Consider the following 15,929-nt stretch of genomic DNA (forward strand, 5'->3'; position numbering starts at 1 on the left):
CCCCCGCAGTGAGGGGGCCGCAGGGGATCACAGCGACCGGTGGCGGGTTTCTTTCATCAACAGCAGGGCCAGCAGCGTCAACCCGGCCATCGCCGCCAGGTACATGCCGACGTAGAACAGCCCGTAGTGGGCAGCCAGCCAGGTGGCGATATAAGGCGCCACGGACGCGCCGAGGATCGACGCGACGTTGTAGGAGAACGACGCGCCGGTATAGCGCACTTCGGTAGGGAACAGCTCCGGCAGCAGCGCGCCCATCGGGCCAAAGGTCAGCCCCATGATGCTCAGGCCGCACAGCAGGAAGCCCATCACCAGCGCCTGATTGCCGGAACCCAGCAGGGGCGGGAACAGGAACGCGAAGCCGATCATCAGCAGGGTAATGGCGATCATGGTCTTGCGGCGGCCGAACGCATCCGCCAGCAGGCCGGCGATCGGCACCATCACGCCGAAGCCGATCACCGCCACCATCAGCATCCACAGGAAGCTGTTGCGGGAGTAGCCGAGGCCCAGCGGCTGCGGCGCGGTGCCGTAGGTCATCGAATACACCGTCATCAGATAAAACAGCGTGTAGGTCGCCAGCATGATGAAGGTGCCGAGGATGGTGGCTTTCAGGTGCTTGCTCAGCAGCGTGCCGAGCGGCACTTTCACCTGTTTGCCGGCCTTGGCCACTTTGGCGAACACCGGTGTTTCATGCAGCGATACCCGAACGTACAGGCCGATCAGCACCAGCGCCGCGGAGAGGATGAACGGCACGCGCCAGCCCCAATCCATAAACTGCTGGTCGCTCAGCAGCCAGGAGAGCAGCAGGAAGGTGCCGTTGGCGAAGAAGAAGCCGATCGGCGCGCCCAACTGCGGGAAGGAGCCGTACAGCGCGCGCTTTTTGGCCGGCGCGTTCTCCGTCGCCAGCAGGGCGGCGCCGCCCCATTCGCCGCCCAGCCCCAGACCCTGCCCAAAGCGCGCCAGCGCCAGCAGGATAGGGGCGAAGATGCCGATGGTTTCATAGCTTGGCAGCAGGCCGATCAGCACGGTGGAAATCCCCATGGTCAGCAGCGAGGCGACCAGCGTGACCTTGCGCCCTACCCGATCGCCGAAGTGGCCGAACAGCGCAGAGCCGATAGGGCGCGCGACAAAGGCGACGGCGAAGGTGGCCAGCGACTGCAGCGTCGCGGTGGTCGGGTCGCCCTGCGGGAAGAAGATGTGCGGGAACACGATCACCGCGGCGGTGGCGTAGATGTAGAAGTCGAAGAACTCGATGGCGGTGCCGACCAGCGAGGCGACGATGACTTTCCCGCGGGAGTTCACCGGTGTGGACGCCTCGTCGGCGTCGAGTGGGGGTGCGATGGTGGCTTGCATAATATTTCTTATCGTTAGAGGGGGTAAAAATCCATCTTAGTGACAGCATGCGGCCTTTTCAACGCGGGAGCTTTGGGCAACGCCGCTCCTAACCGGTTAAAAAGACTAATGTTTTACCGGGCTTCTTTTCTGCAGCGTTAAACGTTGAGAAATGGAGTTCGCGCAGAGGGAATGGCTGTAAAAACGGCAAAGAAAAGTGACTGGGCAGTTTGTTATGCTGGTTTCCGGATGGCGCACCGCGCGATTCAGATGTATTGACTGGTTTTTTGGCTGTTAACCAGATGAACGTGCCGGTGTGTGCGATAACACCGGCACGATTGCATGGCTTCAGCGCGCTGGCGGCTCGCGTTCCGGCAACGCTTTGTCGCCTTTGTAGTCGGCGGTGGCGATCCAGGCGGCGCAAAACAGCGTCAAACGAGCGAAGAAGTAGAAGAACGCCATCAGCCCGATCACCGATCCGAAGGCCGCGCCGGAAGGCGACTTCGCCACCTGCGGCAGCGTCATGGTCATCACGAACTTGATCACTTCAAAGCCGATGGCGGCGAGCAAGGTGCCGCGCAGCAGCGCTTTTTTCTTCGGTTTGTGGCGCGGCAGCATCCAGAAAATCCACAGGAACAGCAGATAGTTGGCGAAGATCGAGATCGACAGCGCGATCGTCGTCAGCGCCGGCCGCAGCCATTCGATGCCGTCCAGCCCCAGCGCGTTGACGATTGCCGCCTGCGCCGACCCGGCGACCGAGGTCAGCGACAGCGTGATAATCAGCGCGACCACCAGGCCGGTCAGCGAGATGAAGTCGCGGGTGTATTTGAAGTAGATTTTCTCCTGATCCTGCGGATTGCGCTCCCAGACATCGCGCGACTGCGCGCGGATCGCCTCGCGCAGATTGCCCATCCAGCTGATGCCGGAATAGAGTGCCAGCGCCAGACCGGTCAACCCCACGGTGGTGCGCTGCTGAATGGCGGTATTGACGGTGTTCTTCAGCGTGCTGGCCAGCGTCGGATCGCTGATGCTGCCGACGATCCGATTGATCAAGCGGGCCAGCAGATCCGGATTGGAGGCCAGCACGAAGCCGGCGGCGGCAAACGACACCATCAGGATCGGGATCAGCGAGAGGAATGAAAAATAGGTGATGGCGGCGCCGAACTGGCTACCCAGCCGATCGTTAAAGCGTTCGGCCGCGCGCAGCAGGTGCGCCACGCTCGGCCAGGCTTTGATACGTTCAATCAGACGTGAAAAACCACCGATGCGGCGGTCGAGGGTCTCATGGCCGGTCTTGATGGCGATAAGCGGCTTCGGCGGCGTGTCTTGTGCGGGCTGGCGGCGTTCCTGGTCTGGTCCTGTAGGCATTACTTCACGATTTCCTTAACGTTAAACGGCATGTTTCAGCATTGATTATAGCCAAAGCCCCGCGGCGTTTTGAGCGCCGGGGCGGCAAACGGTCATTTTCCGAGCTTAGCGCGTTAGCGCCCGGCATGAAATGCCGACGATGGCGCGATAGGTAAAATTCCTATGAAAACCCCGTGGCGCCTCAGTTTTTTTCACTTTCCTACCTCCAATTTTTATCTGTTTCGTCGGCGAGAAAGCGTTTACTCATGATGTGGCGTTGCGCTTTGCCGCTCGCCGCTCCGCTGCACCCGTAGGGGCTGGAACGGTCTCATCCGTCATCAACAGAAAAACTGGAAGGTCTTATGAAATTGCTTAATCACCCCACCTGCCGCCCGTTTACCGAAGCGGGCAATCTGTCGCAGCTGTCCGCCTACTATGAAGAGGGGCGGCACATCATGTGGATGCTGCTGCGCGCCGCGCCGCGCCCCTGCTTCAACCAGGCGCTGATCGAAGACATCATGACGCTGGCGCAGGCGGCGAAGGAATCTTCGCTGCGGTTCGATTTCTGGGTCACCGGCTCGCTGGTGCCGAACATGTTCAACGTCGGCGGCGATCTGCAGTTCTTCGCCGACGCGATCAAAAACCGCAAGCGCGAGGCGATGATGGCCTACGCGCGCGCCTGCATCGACTGCGTGCATGCGGCGGCTCGCGGTTTCGACACCGGCGCGGTCAGCATTGCGATGGTCGAAGGCAGCGCGCTGGGGGGCGGCTTTGAAGCGGCGTTGGCGCACCATTTCGTGCTGGCGCAGAACAATGCCCGCATGGGGTTTCCGGAGATCGCGTTCAATCTGTTTCCCGGTATGGGCGGTTACTCGCTGGTGGCGCGCAAGGCGGGCATGCGCTTGGCCGAGGAGCTGATTTGGGGCGGCGAGTCGCATACCGCAGAGTGGTTCGAGAGCCGCGGGCTGGTGGATCAGCTGTTCCAGCCCGGCGACGCCTACATGGCGACGCGCACCTTCATCGATACTATCCGGCCGAAGCTCAACGGCATGCGCGCCATGCTGCGGGCGCGTCAGCGCGTATTGCAGCTGACGCGTTCCGAGCTGATGGACATTACCGAAGATTGGGTGCACTCGGCCTTTACCATTGAGGAAAAAGACCGCGCCTACATCGAGCGGTTGGTGATGTTGCAGGATCGCCATACCCTGAACCTGCGTCGTGCCGGCTAACCTTAACGCGCCCGCCTCATGCGGAGGGTGAGCGCGGGCGATAGGACTGCAGCCAATGCTCCAGCTGTTCCGGGAGCATTGGCCGCGCAAACAGAAAGCCCTGTTTTTCGTCCACGCCGACCTCGTCGAGGAAGTGGTTTTCGCTCTCGGTCTCCACCCCTTCGGCGATCACCCGGAACGCCAACGCCTCCGCCGCCGCAACGATCGCGCGCACCAACGATTGCGATACCGGGTTGAAATTCACCCCGCGCACGAAGCTTTTATCCAGCTTGATGGCGTCCAGAGGAATGCGCGCCAGCTGCGCCAGCGACGAATAGCCGGTGCCGAAGTCGTCGAGATGCACCTGCGCGCCCAGTTCGCGCAGCCGGGTGATCAACGCGCGCGCGCGGTTCTCGTCTTCAATCAGACTGCTTTCGGTCAACTCGAAGTCCAGCAGACAGGGGGCCATGCGGTGACGGCGCAGCACCCCGAGCAGGTCGTTGACGATGCTGTCATCGGCCAGCTGACGGGCAGAGAGGTTGACCGCCACCCGCAGATTCAAGCCCTGTTCTTGCCACTGCGCCGCCTGCCCGGCGGCGGTCTGCAGCACCCATTGGCCGAGCGGGCCGATCAGGCCGGACTCCTCGGCGTAGGAAATGAACTGCAGCGGCGGGATCAGGCCGCGCTCCGGCGAATCCCAGCGCACCAGCGCTTCCACGCTGTGCACTTCACCGCTGCGCGCGTCGATTTTCGGCTGGTAATACAGCACCAGCTGATTTTGCTCCAGCCCTTTGCGCAGATTGGTGTCCAGCCACATGTATTCGGCGACGCGTTTATTCATCTCCGGCGAGAAGACGGTATAGGTACGTTTGCCGTGCTCCTTGGCGACGTACATGGCGGTATCGGCGCTGCGGATCAGGCTGTCGAGATCGTTGCCGTGCTCCGGGCACAGCGCGATGCCGATCGAACAGCCGGTATACACCTCAATCAGGCCGATGCGGAAAGGGGTTTTCAGCCTGTCGATGATGCGCTGCGCCAGCGTTTGCAGGCGCTCGCGATCGGCTTGCGGTGCCAGCACCAGGAATTCGTCGCCGCCGAGGCGGGCGAGCACCTGGTCCGGGCCCAGGCAGCCGAGGATCGCCAGCGCGACCTCGACCAGCAGCCGATCGCCGAACATATGGCCGTAGGCGTCGTTGACCTTTTTGAAGTTGTCCAGATCGAGGTACACCAGGCCGAAACTCTCTTCGCCGCGCGTGGCGATGGCGTGATTGATCTTGTCCTGGATGGCGTTACGGTTCGGCAGGCCGGTGATGAGATCGGTGTTGGCCAGCACCCGCAGCCGCTCCTGCGCCCGGCGTTCTTCGGTGATGTCGGTACCGGAGCAGATCAGAAAGACTTCGTTTTTGCCGCTGCCGCTGTGCACGAACTTATTGCGGAACAGGAACAGCCGTTCGCCCTTGACCGTCTTTACCCAGCGTTCCACCTCATAGGACGAACCGTTGCGGAAGAAGCCGGCGATGTTGCGCCGCGAAGCGGCGGCTTCTTCTGGGCTCATAAACAGCTGGAAAACGTTTTTGCCGATCACCTCGTGTTCGTGCAGCCCGGTATACTCCTCGCTCAGCCGGTTGAAACGCTGAATGCGGCCGTGTTGATCGACGATCACGATCACCGAGTTGGCTTCGGACACCACCTGCTCGGCGAAGGAGAGGCCGTGCACCAGGTCGCGCGCCACAGATTGGGTGTCGCTGAAGGCGGAAGCGGTGCCCGCCCATTCGAGGTTGTTGACGCGGCGCCCGACCAGATGCAGATGCAGCGGTGCACCGGCTAGCGTAATGGTCAGCTCCAGGCTGGCGGTGACGCCGGTCAGGCGACGGATTTTCGCCGCTTCCATGGCGCTGAGCGCCACCGCGACGTGGGCTTTGCCTTTAACGGCGGACAGCTCCAGGGCATTGCTGTCAAACGCCAGCCGCCAGTGGGGGCTTTGGGTGCCGAAGTGGGCGTTAAGAAGCTCAGGGCCTTGGTCTGCGGGCATGATGATTCCTCAAAAGAGCACGGGCGGCCGGTCAGCACAGCTCCGGGCAGCCTGTTGGCCCGAAAGCGATCGCCGTACGCATCTGTGCATCATATAACAGGTTTTCACAGGCTGAGCGGGTGATGGGAACTATTATATAAGCAATGATTAGTTTTGCGGTGTAAACGTCGCCCGGCGGCCGGTTGTCTTAAAGTGTAGGAGAACATCGGATCCTGTGATGCTGGTACTGACTTCCCCCGTTATCGGAAAACGGTTGATGCAAGGTTGCCGTGCAGGCGAGTAAATTATAGCGGTAAGGGGAAAGCGGAAAAATAACTCCACCGAGGGGATTGTTGCCGGGAAATTAAAATTTCCATCAAATAAACGCCATCTTCATAGTTTTCTCATAATTGGTGAATAAATCCGAGACGGGTTTTAAAAAGTTTACACACCCTCGCATTACTTGAAATTTATCAGCCTATTATTATCTCCGACGACGAATGAGCCTGTTAACGTACAGCGCTCCTGATGAAGAAAAACTTTTAAGGAAATGATTATGCGTAAATTGACGGCTTTATTTATTGCTTCCACGCTGGCCCTGGGTTCTGCTTCCGCGGCGTTCGCTGCAGACACCACTGCCCCGGCGGCGGATGCGGCGCCGATGAAAATGATGCATCACAAGGGTGAAGGCAAAGGCGGCCCGTTCGCCGGGCTGAACCTGACCGAGCAGCAGCGCCAGCAGATGCGCGATATCATGAAAGAGTCGCACCAGAAGCGTGGGCCGGGCATGAAAGAGGAGCGCCAGGCGCTGCACAATCTGGTCGCTTCCGACAGCTTTGACGAAGCGAAGGCGAAGGCGCAAATTGACGCGATTGGCAAAGCGCAATCCGAACGCATGCTGGAGCGCGCCAAAGCGGAAAATAAAATGTATAACCTGCTGACCCCTGAGCAGAAAAAACAATACAATGAGAATTATCAGAAACGTGAGCAAAAGATGATGGACCACATGAATAAAATGAAGGCGCAGATGTCCTCCGATCAGTAATATCCGCTCGCGGTGAATAATAAAGGGCCAGACTATTTGTCTGGCCCTTTTTCTATTTGGCGTTATCACTGGCAGGCTATGCAGTGAGTGATAATCATTCTCCGCCGACCATGTGCCGGAACTGCTCGGCAACGGCCTGAGCAAAGCGCGGGTCGTTAATATGATAAGGCGTTTTTATCAACCGGCGTTTGTCGGTGGCGCGCACCGTTTCTTCCAGCGCTTGCGTAAAGGCGGCCAGCGCCGCCGGATCCCAGAACGGTTGCCCGGGCGCGTCCAGAGCCGATACGCCGCCCGCCGGGATAATGAAACGCACTTCGCCCGCGCAGGCGTTGATTTTTTCGCCCATCCAACGCCCCATTAACGCATTCTCCCGCGCGCTGGTGCGCACCAGCGTCACTTGCGGGTTGTGAGGGTGGCGCAGACGGTTGGCATAGTGAGCCGGCACCGTGTTCGGCGCGCCGAAGTTGATCATGTCGATCGCGCCACAGGAGAGCACGCACGGGATGCCGGTACGCGCGATGGCACCGAAACGATCGGTATTGCAGGGCAGCACGCCGCCAAACAGGTGATCGGCCACTTCGGTGGTGGTCAAATCGATGGCGCCGTGCAGTTGGCGGCTATCGATCAGTTTTTCCAACGCTCTGCCGCCGCTGCCGGTCGCATGAAACGTCAGACAATCCCATAGCGATCCCAACTCGGCAATCAACGCCTGAACGCAGGGCGTGGTGACGCCAAACATTGTCAGGCCGATCGCCGGCTTGTCGTCGTGAGAGTCGACGGCGGCGAAGCGGACTGCGCCGGCTATCTGGCGCGCCGCGTTGCCCAGCACCCGTCGCGAGATGCGATTCAGGCCGGCGAGATCGGTGACCGAATACAGCATGCTGATATCGCTGGCGCCGACATAGGCGGAAACGTCACCCGCCGCTATGCTCGAGACCATCACTTTCGGCAGACCGATCGGCAGTTGCTGCATGGCCGGCGTGATGATGGCGGTGCCGCCGGAGCCGCCCAGGCCAAGCAGGGCGGCGATATCGCGGCGCGTCAGGATAAAGCGTTCGAAAGCGGTCGCCATGGCGGCGATCGCCTGGCCGCGGCTGGCGCAGAAGACCGCGCCGGCGCCCGCCGGATGGTGGCGAGCGACCTCCTCTGGGCCGATATCGGCCGGGGAGTCAAACGGCAAGCTACGGGTGGAGAGATCGACGGTTCGCGTGGGTAAATCCAGGCTGGCAATCAGCCGCCGCACATACTCCAACTCTTGTCCTTTCGTATCTGCTGTGGTAGCAATATAGACAAAATTTGAAGTATCTTTCATGGGTTTTCCGAGGCGCTTCTAATTTTTATTTTAAAAATTAATGCATTATATTTTTTTTAGGTGCCCTGGTGTTGGCATTTAAATTAAATTGATTAATGTATTTATATAATGAGACGGCAGTATCATTTTTGCAAGGGCAGCTCAGTGCAAAATGGGACTTCTGTCTCATTTTTGAGCTTTTTGCGCGGCCGAGCCTTTGTCGTCAACCTGTCGGCAGTGGCGTATCTCCAGCCGCGCAAGCATGTACAGATGTATGAGGTTTAAGTGCCGATAAATGCTTTTCCCACCCCGTTCGATCCTTCACTGACGTCCACCCGGGCAAAAACCTACCGTTTGTTGCTGGCCAGCGCGATGGCGCTGTATGACGAAGGCGCGTTTCCTTCGATCACCGAACTGGCGGCGTATGCGCAGGTATCGCGTGCGACCGCCTACCGCTACTTTCCGACCCAGAGTGCGCTGATTAGCGCCGTGGTGGCGGAAAGCCTGGGGCCTATTCTGGAATGGCGCCCGCAAGACGATGATGCCCTGAAGCGCATCCAGCAGTTGCTGACCTTCGCCTATCCTCAGATGGAACGGCACGAGGGGGCGTTGCGCGCGGCGTTGCAGCTCTCTTTGCAGCAGTGGGCGCACGCGACGCCGGGCGAAAAATTCGTGCGCGGCAACCGCAAGCGTCTGTTGGCGCTGGCGGTAGAACCGCTGCAGGGCAAATTGCCGCCGGACTCTCTGCAGAGAGTGATTCATGCTTTCTCGCTGATTTACGGCTCGGAGGTGTTCCTGGTGCTGAAAGATATCTGGGGGCTGGAGCTTGAGAGCATTCAGGACGTCACGCAATGGATGGCCAAAGCCATCCTTCGTCAGGCGGAAGAGGACGCGACGAACCGCAAAAAAACATCAGCAGGATAATCCAATTTTTGCCGATGCCTGACTGAAAAACCAGCATAATTCACTGAGTGAATATTGGCAAAATTTATAATTTAAAGTGATAAAAGACGCCTGTTAAGCACTTTTCAGGCGGCCACACCCTTCATTTACCCCTGAATTATATTTTTATTTATCAGTTAATTAATATTTATTCCCTCACGTGCTATCGCCGCTCCGATACCGCCAAGCGTCATTGTCATTTCTTATCGTCGCTGGCCTGATTCACCCCTGAAACTTTCTCTCCTCCCGCCGAACTGCCGGATGACACATTAAGCGCACTTGAGATTGTTGTGCTTTATTTATTTGGTGTTACCAAACTGTTACACAAAAAATCTTATAAAACATTTGCAAACAACAACGGACGGTATCTGGGATGGAGAAGAAACTTAGAGGAGTCAAATCCGCTCGGGCGGCCTTCGGCTGGCCTGAAATCGGAGTTCATCGCGCACAATGGAGCGCGATGCTGATCTGCCTGACGGCGATCGGCGGGGCGCAGGCTGCCAGCTATATAGAGAACGGCAAAGCGGGCGATCCGGCCAGCTGGCGCAGCAGTGAGTTCAACGCGGAATGGGGGCTGGGGGCGATCCACGCCGACCAGGCCTACGCCGCTGGTTATACCGGAAAAGGCATCAAACTTGGCATTTTCGATCAGCCGGTCTACGCCAAGCATCCCGAATTTGCCGGTGAGAATAAGGTGATCAATTTGGTCACCGAAGGCATCCGCGAATACACCGATCCCTATATCCCGGTGAAAAAAGGCGACACTTTCCGCTATGACGGTACGCCGAGCGTGGACTCCGATGGCACGCTCGGTTCGCACGGTACCCACGTGGGCGGCATCGCCGCCGGCAGCCGCGACGGCGGCGCCATGCACGGCGTGGCGTTCAACGCGCAGATCATCAGCGCCGAAAACGGCGATCCCGGCCCGGAGGACGGCATCATCCTCGGCAACGACGGCGCGGTGTACCAGGCCGGCTGGGATGCGCTGGTGGCCAGCGGCGCGCGCATCATCAACAACAGCTGGGGCATCGGCATTACCGAAAAGTTTGAGGAGGGGGGTTATGACCCGGCTTATCCACACTTCACGGTAAACGATGCGCAAAAGCAGTTCGATCAGATCAAACAGATCCTCGGCACCAAGCCCGGCGGCGCCTATCAGGGCGCGATCGACGCGGCGCGCAGCGGCGTGGTCACCATCTTCGCCGCCGGTAACGACGGCAATCTGAATAACCCCGATGCCATGGCCGGCCTGGCCTATTTCGTGCCGGAGATTGCACCGAACTGGCTGTCGGTCGCCAGCTTGCAGGATCCCTCTAATAGCGGCGACTACAGCATCAGCACCTTCTCTTCCCGCTGCGGCTACACCGCCAGCTTCTGCGTTTCGGCGCCGGGCACCCGGGTATACAGCTCGGTGATTGAAGGCACCAGCGTGGAGAATCTGACGACCGGCTACGCCAAATACAGCGGCACCTCGATGGCGGCGCCGCACGTGGCCGGCAGCGTCGCGGTGCTGATGGAGCGTTTCCCGTATCTGAATGGCGCGCAGGTGGCGGAAGTGCTGAAAACCACCGCCACCGACATGGGGGCGCCGGGCATCGACGCGCTCTACGGCTGGGGGATGATCAACCTGGGCAAAGCCATCAACGGCCCTGGCATGTTGGCGACCGTCGAGGATATTCCCGAAGAATTCCGCATCCCGGATCCGACGGGCGTGGCCTACGGCCCGACCCAGTTCGTGGTGGATCTGCCGGGCGTCGGCGCGGTGCTGGACAAGGGCAAACCGACCGAGCGCGTCTGCAGCGATGTGCTGTGCGGCCTGGACTTCTGGAGTAACGACATCTCCGGCCACGGCGGCCTGACCAAGCAGGGCATCGGCACGCTGGTGCTGACGGGTAACAACACCTATTCCGGCCCGACGCTGGTCAATCAGGGGCGGTTGGCAGTCAACGGCTCGGTCACTTCGGCCGTCAGCGTGCAGAGCGGCGGCATCGTCGGCGGCAGCGGTACGGTCGGTTCGCTGACCGCCCGTCAGGGCGGCACCGTGGCGCCGGGCAACTCGATCGGCACTTTGAACGTGGCCGGCAACGTCAGCTTCGAGCCGGGTTCGCGCTACGCGGTGGAAGTGGGGCCGAACGGCCAGAGCGATCGGATCCAGAGCAGCGGATCGGCGACGATCGGCGGCGGCGAGGTGGCGGTCACGCTGGAGAACAGCCCCAACCTGCTGACGCAAAGCGAGGTGCGCAGCCTGCTGGGCCAGCAGTACAACATTTTGAGCGCGCAGCAGGGGGTGAGCGGGCAGTTTGACGCGGTGGCGCCGAACTACCTGTTCCTCGGCACCGGGCTGAGCTACCAGCCGACCGGGGTGACGCTGAGCGTCGGGCGCAACGGCACCAGCTTCGCCAGCGTGGCGCAGACGGCGAACGAGCGGGCGGTGGCGGCGGCGGCGGATGCGCTGGCGGCGGGCAACCCGGTGTACGAGAGCCTGCTCGGCAGCGGCACGGCGGGCGAAGCGCGGCAGGCGTTCCGCCAGCTGTCGGGGCAAATCCATGCGGACATCGCCTCGGCGCTGGTGAACGACAGCCGCTACCTGCGTGAGGCGCTGAACGGGCGCCTGCGTCAGGCGGAAGGGCTGGCGAGCTCGTCGGCCATCAAGGCGGACGAGGGCGGTGCCTGGGCGCAGCTGCTGGGGGCGTGGGACCACGCGTCGGGCGACGCCAATGCTACCGGCTATCAGGCCTCGACCTACGGGGTGCTGGTGGGGCTGGACTCGGCGGCGGCGGACGACTGGCGGCTGGGGGTGGCGACCGGCTACACCCGCACCTCGCTGCACGGCGGGTACGGGTCGAAGGCGGACAGCGACAACTACCACCTGGCGGCGTACGGCGACAAGCAGTTCGGGGCGCTGGCGCTGCGCGGCGGGGCGGGCTACACCTGGCACCGCATCGACACCAAGCGGTCGGTGAACTACGGGATGCAGTCGGACCGCGACACGGCGAAGTACAGCGCGCGCACCGAGCAGCTGTTCGCGGAAGCGGGCTACAGCGTGCAGGGTGAGTGGCTGAACCTGGAGCCGTTCGTGAATCTGGCGTACGTGAACTTCGAGAACAACGGCATCGCGGAAAGCGGCGGCGCGGCGGCATTGCGCGGCGACAAGCAGCACACGGACGCGACGGTGTCGACGCTGGGCCTGCGCGCGGACACCGCCTGGCAGGTGACCCCGGGCACGACGGTGGCGCTGCGCAGCGAGCTGGGATGGCAACACCAGTACGGCAGTCTGGAGCGTGGCACCGGGCTGCGGTTCAACGGCGGCAACGCGCCGTTCGTGGTGGACAGCGTGCCGGTCTCGCGCGACGGCATGGTGCTGAAGGCGGGGGCGGAAGTGGCGGTGAACGAGAACGCCACGCTGTCGCTGGGCTACGGCGGGCTGCTGTCGCAGAACCACCAGGACAACAGCGTCAACGCCGGCTTCACCTGGCGCTTCTAAGCACAAACACCATCGATTCAATCCTTGTACCGGAACCGTCTGCGGACGGTTCCTTTTTCACATCCTGCTAATGAAAGCCCGGCGCACCTGGGGCGTCGGCCAATAACAAGCAAAAGGTAAGGAAATGACAACAACAATGGGTTTTGATAGCAAAGGAAATGCTCGCCGCTCGCCGTGGCGGCTGAACGCGCTGGTCTGCTGCATGGCGCTGGCGGGGTATGCGCAGGCGGCGCCGCACGAGGTGAACGGCCAAGCCGGCGATCCGGCCAACTGGCGCAACGCCGAATTCAACGCCAACTGGGGGCTGGGGGCGATCCACGCCGATGAGGCCTACGCCGCTGGCTATACCGGCAAAGGGCAGAAGGTGGGTATTTTCGATACCCCGGTCAACCGCCATCCCGAGTTCGCCGGCGACGGCAAACTGATCAACGTGGTCACCGAAGGCTATCGCGCCTACACCGATCCGCACCGGCCGGGCATTAACGCCGGCGACCGCTTTTACTTCGACGGCACCTTCCACTTCTACAGCGGCTCACAGGGCATGCTGAGCAATCATGGGGTGCACGTTGCGGGCATCAGCGCCGCCAACCGCGACTGCGTCGGCATGCACGGCGTGGCTTTCGATTCGCAGGTGATCAGCGTCGATAACGACAACGACGGCCCGGCCTATGGTGAATTCCTCGGCCTGGACGGCGCCGTCACCAATGCCGGCTGGCAGGCGATGATCAACAACGGCGTGCGGGTGATCAACAACAGCTGGGGCGTCAGTATTCCCGACTTTCTGTCCGACGGCGGCCGCGATCCTAACGCGCTGCACTTTGAGCTGAAGGATGCGCAGGAACAATTCGATCAGGTCAAACCGCTGCTCGGCAGCCTGGCCGGCGCAGGCTATCAGGGCGCCATCGACGCCGCGCGCAAAAATATTCTGGTGCTGTTTGCCGCCGGTAACGACGGCAACTACAACCAGCCGGATGTGATCAGCGGGCTGGCCTACTTCGTGCCGGACATCGCGCCGAACTGGCTGTCGGTCGCCAGCGTGGCGCAGGATGCGGCTTCGGCCAACAGCGTGCCTTACACCATCAGCAGCTTCTCTTCCCGCTGCGGCTATACCGCCAGCTTCTGCGTCTCGTCGCCGGGCAGCAAAATCTACAGCACCGTGGCCAACGGTTCCGATCCGGCCAACCTGGTGTCGGACTACGGCAATAAAAACGGCACCTCGATGGCAACGCCGCACGTCACCGGCGCGGTGGCGGTGTTGCTGCAGCGTTTCCCGTACATGAGTTCGGCGCAGATTGCCGACGTGCTGAAAACTACCGCCACCGACATGGGCGCGCCGGGCATCGACGCGCTCTACGGCTGGGGGATGATCAACCTGGGCAAAGCCATTAACGGCCCGGGCATGTTCTATACCGTCGAGGATATTCCGGCGGAGTTCCGCATCCCGGATCCGACGGGCGTGGCCTACGGCCCGACCCAGTTTGTCGCCAATATTCCGGGCCTGGGCGCCGAGGTGGATGCCGGCACGCTGCACGCCAGAAAGTGTGATGACATCAGCTGCGAACTGGAAGTCTACTCCAACAACATCTCTGGCCACGGCGGCCTGACCAAAGAAGGGATGGGCACGCTGGTCATGACCGGCGCCAACACCTATGCCGGCCCGACGCTGGTCAATCAGGGGCGGTTGGCTGTCAACGGCTCGGTCACTTCGGCCGTCAGCGTGCAGAGCGGCGGCATCGTCGGCGGCAGCGGCACGCTCGGTTCGCTGACCGCCCGTCAGGGCGGCACCGTGGCGCCGGGCAACTCGATCGGTACCCTTAACGTGGCCGGCAACGTCAGCTTCGAGCCGGGTTCGCGCTACGCGGTGGAAGTGGGGCCGAACGGCCAGAGCGATCGGATCCAGAGCAGCGGATCGGCGACGATCGGCGGCGGCGAGGTGGCGGTGACGCTGGAGAACAGCCCCAACCTGCTGACGCAAAGCGAGGTGCGCAGCCTGCTGGGCCAGCAGTACACCATCCTGAGCGCGCAGCAGGGGGTGAGCGGGCAGTTTGACGCGGTGGCGCCGAACTACCTGTTCCTCGGCACCGTGCTGAGCTACCAGCCGACCGGGGTGACACTGAGCGTCGGGCGCAACGGCACGAGCTTCGCCAGCGTGGCGCAGACGGCGAACGAGCGGGCGGTGGCGGCGGCGGCGGATGCGCTGGCGGCGGGCAACCCGGTGTACGAGAGCCTGCTCGGCAGCGGCACGGCGGGCGAAGCGCGGCAGGCGTTCCGCCAGCTGTCGGGGCAAATCCATGCGGACATCGCCTCGGCGCTGGTGAACGACAGCCGCTACCTGCGTGAGGCGCTGAACGGGCGCCTGCGTCAGGCGGAAGGGCTGGCGAGCTCGTCGGCCATCAAGGCGGACGAGGGCGGTGCCTGGGCGCAGCTGCTGGGGGCGTGGGACCACGCGTCGGGCGACGCCAATGCTACCGGCTATCAGGCCTCGACCTACGGGGTGCTGGTGGGGCTGGACTCGGCGGCGGCGGACGACTGGCGGCTGGGGGTAGCGACCGGCTACACCCGCACCTCGCTGCACGGCGGGTACGGGTCGAAGGCGGACAGCGACAACTACCACCTGGCGGCGTACGGCGACAAGCAGTTCGGGGCGCTGGCGCTGCGCGGCGGGGCGGGCTACACCTGGCACCGCATCGACACCAAGCGGTCGGTGAACTACGGGATGCAGTCGGACCGCGACACGGCGAAGTACAGCGCGCGCACCGAGCAGCTGTTCGCGGAAGCGGGCTACAGCGTGCGGGGTGAGTGGCTGAACCTGGAGCCGTTCGTGAACCTGGCGTACGTGAACTTCGAAAACAACGGCATCGCGGAAAGCGGCGGCGCGGCGGCATTGCGCGGCGACAAGCAGCACACGGACGCGACGGTATCGACGCTGGGCCTGCGTGCGGACACCGAATGGCAGGTGAGCGCGGGCACGACGGTGGCGCTGCGCAGCGAGCTGGGGTGGCAACACCAGTACGGCGGGCTGGAACGAGGTACCGGGCTGCGGTTCAACGGCGGCAACGCGCCGTTCGTGGTGGACAGCGTGCCGGTCTCGCGCGACGGGATGGTGCTGAAGGCGGGGGCGGAAGTGGCGGTGAACGAGAACGCCACGCTGTCGCTGGGCTATGGCGGGCTGCTGTCGCAGAACCATCAGGACAACAGCGTCAACGCCGGTTTTACCTGGCGCTTCTGACGTTCAGCGATCATCGCAATGACCACGGAGCCGGCATGCCGGC

9 protein-coding genes are annotated in these 15,929 nt (G+C 62.0%); 5 read left to right on the forward strand and 4 right to left on the reverse strand.

From position 1 onward, the window contains the following. Positions 1–27: 27 nt before the first annotated feature. Both ACSBQQ_RS20910 and yhjD read right to left on the reverse strand, forming a co-directional pair. Positions 28–1,350 (reverse strand): MFS transporter, encoded by a 1,323-nt coding sequence (locus tag ACSBQQ_RS20910; RefSeq protein WP_039569733.1) that lies wholly within the window; start codon positions 1,348–1,350, stop codon positions 28–30. 327 nt (positions 1,351–1,677) lie between these two features. Beyond that, positions 1,678–2,697 carry an inner membrane protein YhjD gene (yhjD, locus tag ACSBQQ_RS20915; protein WP_033636401.1) on the reverse strand — a complete coding sequence of 340 codons (1,020 nt, stop codon included), beginning with the start codon at positions 2,695–2,697 and terminating at the stop codon, positions 1,678–1,680. 341 nt (positions 2,698–3,038) lie between these two features. On the opposite strand from yhjD, the gene ACSBQQ_RS20920 reads away from it, so the two are divergent. Continuing rightward, positions 3,039–3,905, forward strand: coding sequence for a crotonase/enoyl-CoA hydratase family protein (locus ACSBQQ_RS20920; protein ID WP_033636400.1), 867 nt, complete (start codon positions 3,039–3,041; stop codon positions 3,903–3,905). Between the two features lie 16 nt (positions 3,906–3,921). On the opposite strand, the gene pdeR is transcribed toward ACSBQQ_RS20920, so the two are convergent. Then, positions 3,922–5,916: a cyclic di-GMP phosphodiesterase gene (gene pdeR / locus ACSBQQ_RS20925; RefSeq protein ID WP_033654492.1), complete on the reverse strand. Its 1,995-nt coding sequence runs from the start codon at positions 5,914–5,916 to the stop codon at positions 3,922–3,924. A 535-nt stretch (positions 5,917–6,451) separates the two neighbouring features. Between pdeR and spy the strand changes: the two genes are divergently transcribed. Then, a complete protein-coding gene (gene spy / locus ACSBQQ_RS20930) occupies positions 6,452–6,940 on the forward strand; it encodes an ATP-independent periplasmic protein-refolding chaperone Spy (protein WP_033636398.1) in 489 nt (162 codons plus the stop codon). Between the two features lie 94 nt (positions 6,941–7,034). Here the strand turns inward: spy and ACSBQQ_RS20935 are convergent, their stop codons facing one another. Continuing rightward, positions 7,035–8,252, reverse strand: coding sequence for a Tm-1-like ATP-binding domain-containing protein (locus tag ACSBQQ_RS20935; protein WP_060429268.1), 1,218 nt, complete (start codon positions 8,250–8,252; stop codon positions 7,035–7,037). A gap of 264 nt (positions 8,253–8,516) precedes the next feature. Between ACSBQQ_RS20935 and ACSBQQ_RS20940 the strand changes: the two genes are divergently transcribed. From ACSBQQ_RS20940 to ACSBQQ_RS20950, 3 genes are all read left to right on the forward strand, one after another. Further along, positions 8,517–9,155, forward strand: a complete 639-nt coding sequence (locus ACSBQQ_RS20940; RefSeq protein ID WP_033636396.1) for a TetR/AcrR family transcriptional regulator — start codon at positions 8,517–8,519, stop codon at positions 9,153–9,155. Between the two features lie 478 nt (positions 9,156–9,633). Beyond that, complete coding sequence (locus ACSBQQ_RS20945; protein WP_060429267.1) at positions 9,634–12,657, forward strand: autotransporter serine protease; 3,024 nt, start codon at positions 9,634–9,636, stop codon at positions 12,655–12,657. Between the two features lie 202 nt (positions 12,658–12,859). Continuing rightward, positions 12,860–15,886, forward strand: coding sequence for an autotransporter outer membrane beta-barrel domain-containing protein (locus tag ACSBQQ_RS20950; RefSeq protein WP_435013474.1), 3,027 nt, complete (start codon positions 12,860–12,862; stop codon positions 15,884–15,886). Positions 15,887–15,929 lie beyond the last annotated feature (43 nt).

Origin of the sequence: Serratia sp. G204Y, assembly GCF_051172435.1 — a bacterium.
In the GTDB taxonomy this organism is placed as follows: Bacteria; Pseudomonadota; Gammaproteobacteria; order Enterobacterales; family Enterobacteriaceae; genus Serratia; species Serratia sarumanii.

Coding starts and splice junctions, on each gene's coding strand:
- ACSBQQ_RS20935 (WP_060429268.1), bottom strand. CDS start 8,252: ATGAAAGATACTTCAAATTTTGTCTATATTGCTACCACAGCAGATACG.
- ACSBQQ_RS20910 (WP_039569733.1), bottom strand. CDS start 1,350: ATGCAAGCCACCATCGCACCCCCACTCGACGCCGACGAGGCGTCCACA.
- ACSBQQ_RS20920 (WP_033636400.1), top strand. CDS start 3,039: ATGAAATTGCTTAATCACCCCACCTGCCGCCCGTTTACCGAAGCGGGC.
- yhjD (WP_033636401.1), bottom strand. CDS start 2,697: ATGCCTACAGGACCAGACCAGGAACGCCGCCAGCCCGCACAAGACACG.
- ACSBQQ_RS20945 (WP_060429267.1), top strand. CDS start 9,634: ATGCTGATCTGCCTGACGGCGATCGGCGGGGCGCAGGCTGCCAGCTAT.
- spy (WP_033636398.1), top strand. CDS start 6,452: ATGCGTAAATTGACGGCTTTATTTATTGCTTCCACGCTGGCCCTGGGT.
- ACSBQQ_RS20950 (WP_435013474.1), top strand. CDS start 12,860: ATGGCGCTGGCGGGGTATGCGCAGGCGGCGCCGCACGAGGTGAACGGC.
- pdeR (WP_033654492.1), bottom strand. CDS start 5,916: ATGCCCGCAGACCAAGGCCCTGAGCTTCTTAACGCCCACTTCGGCACC.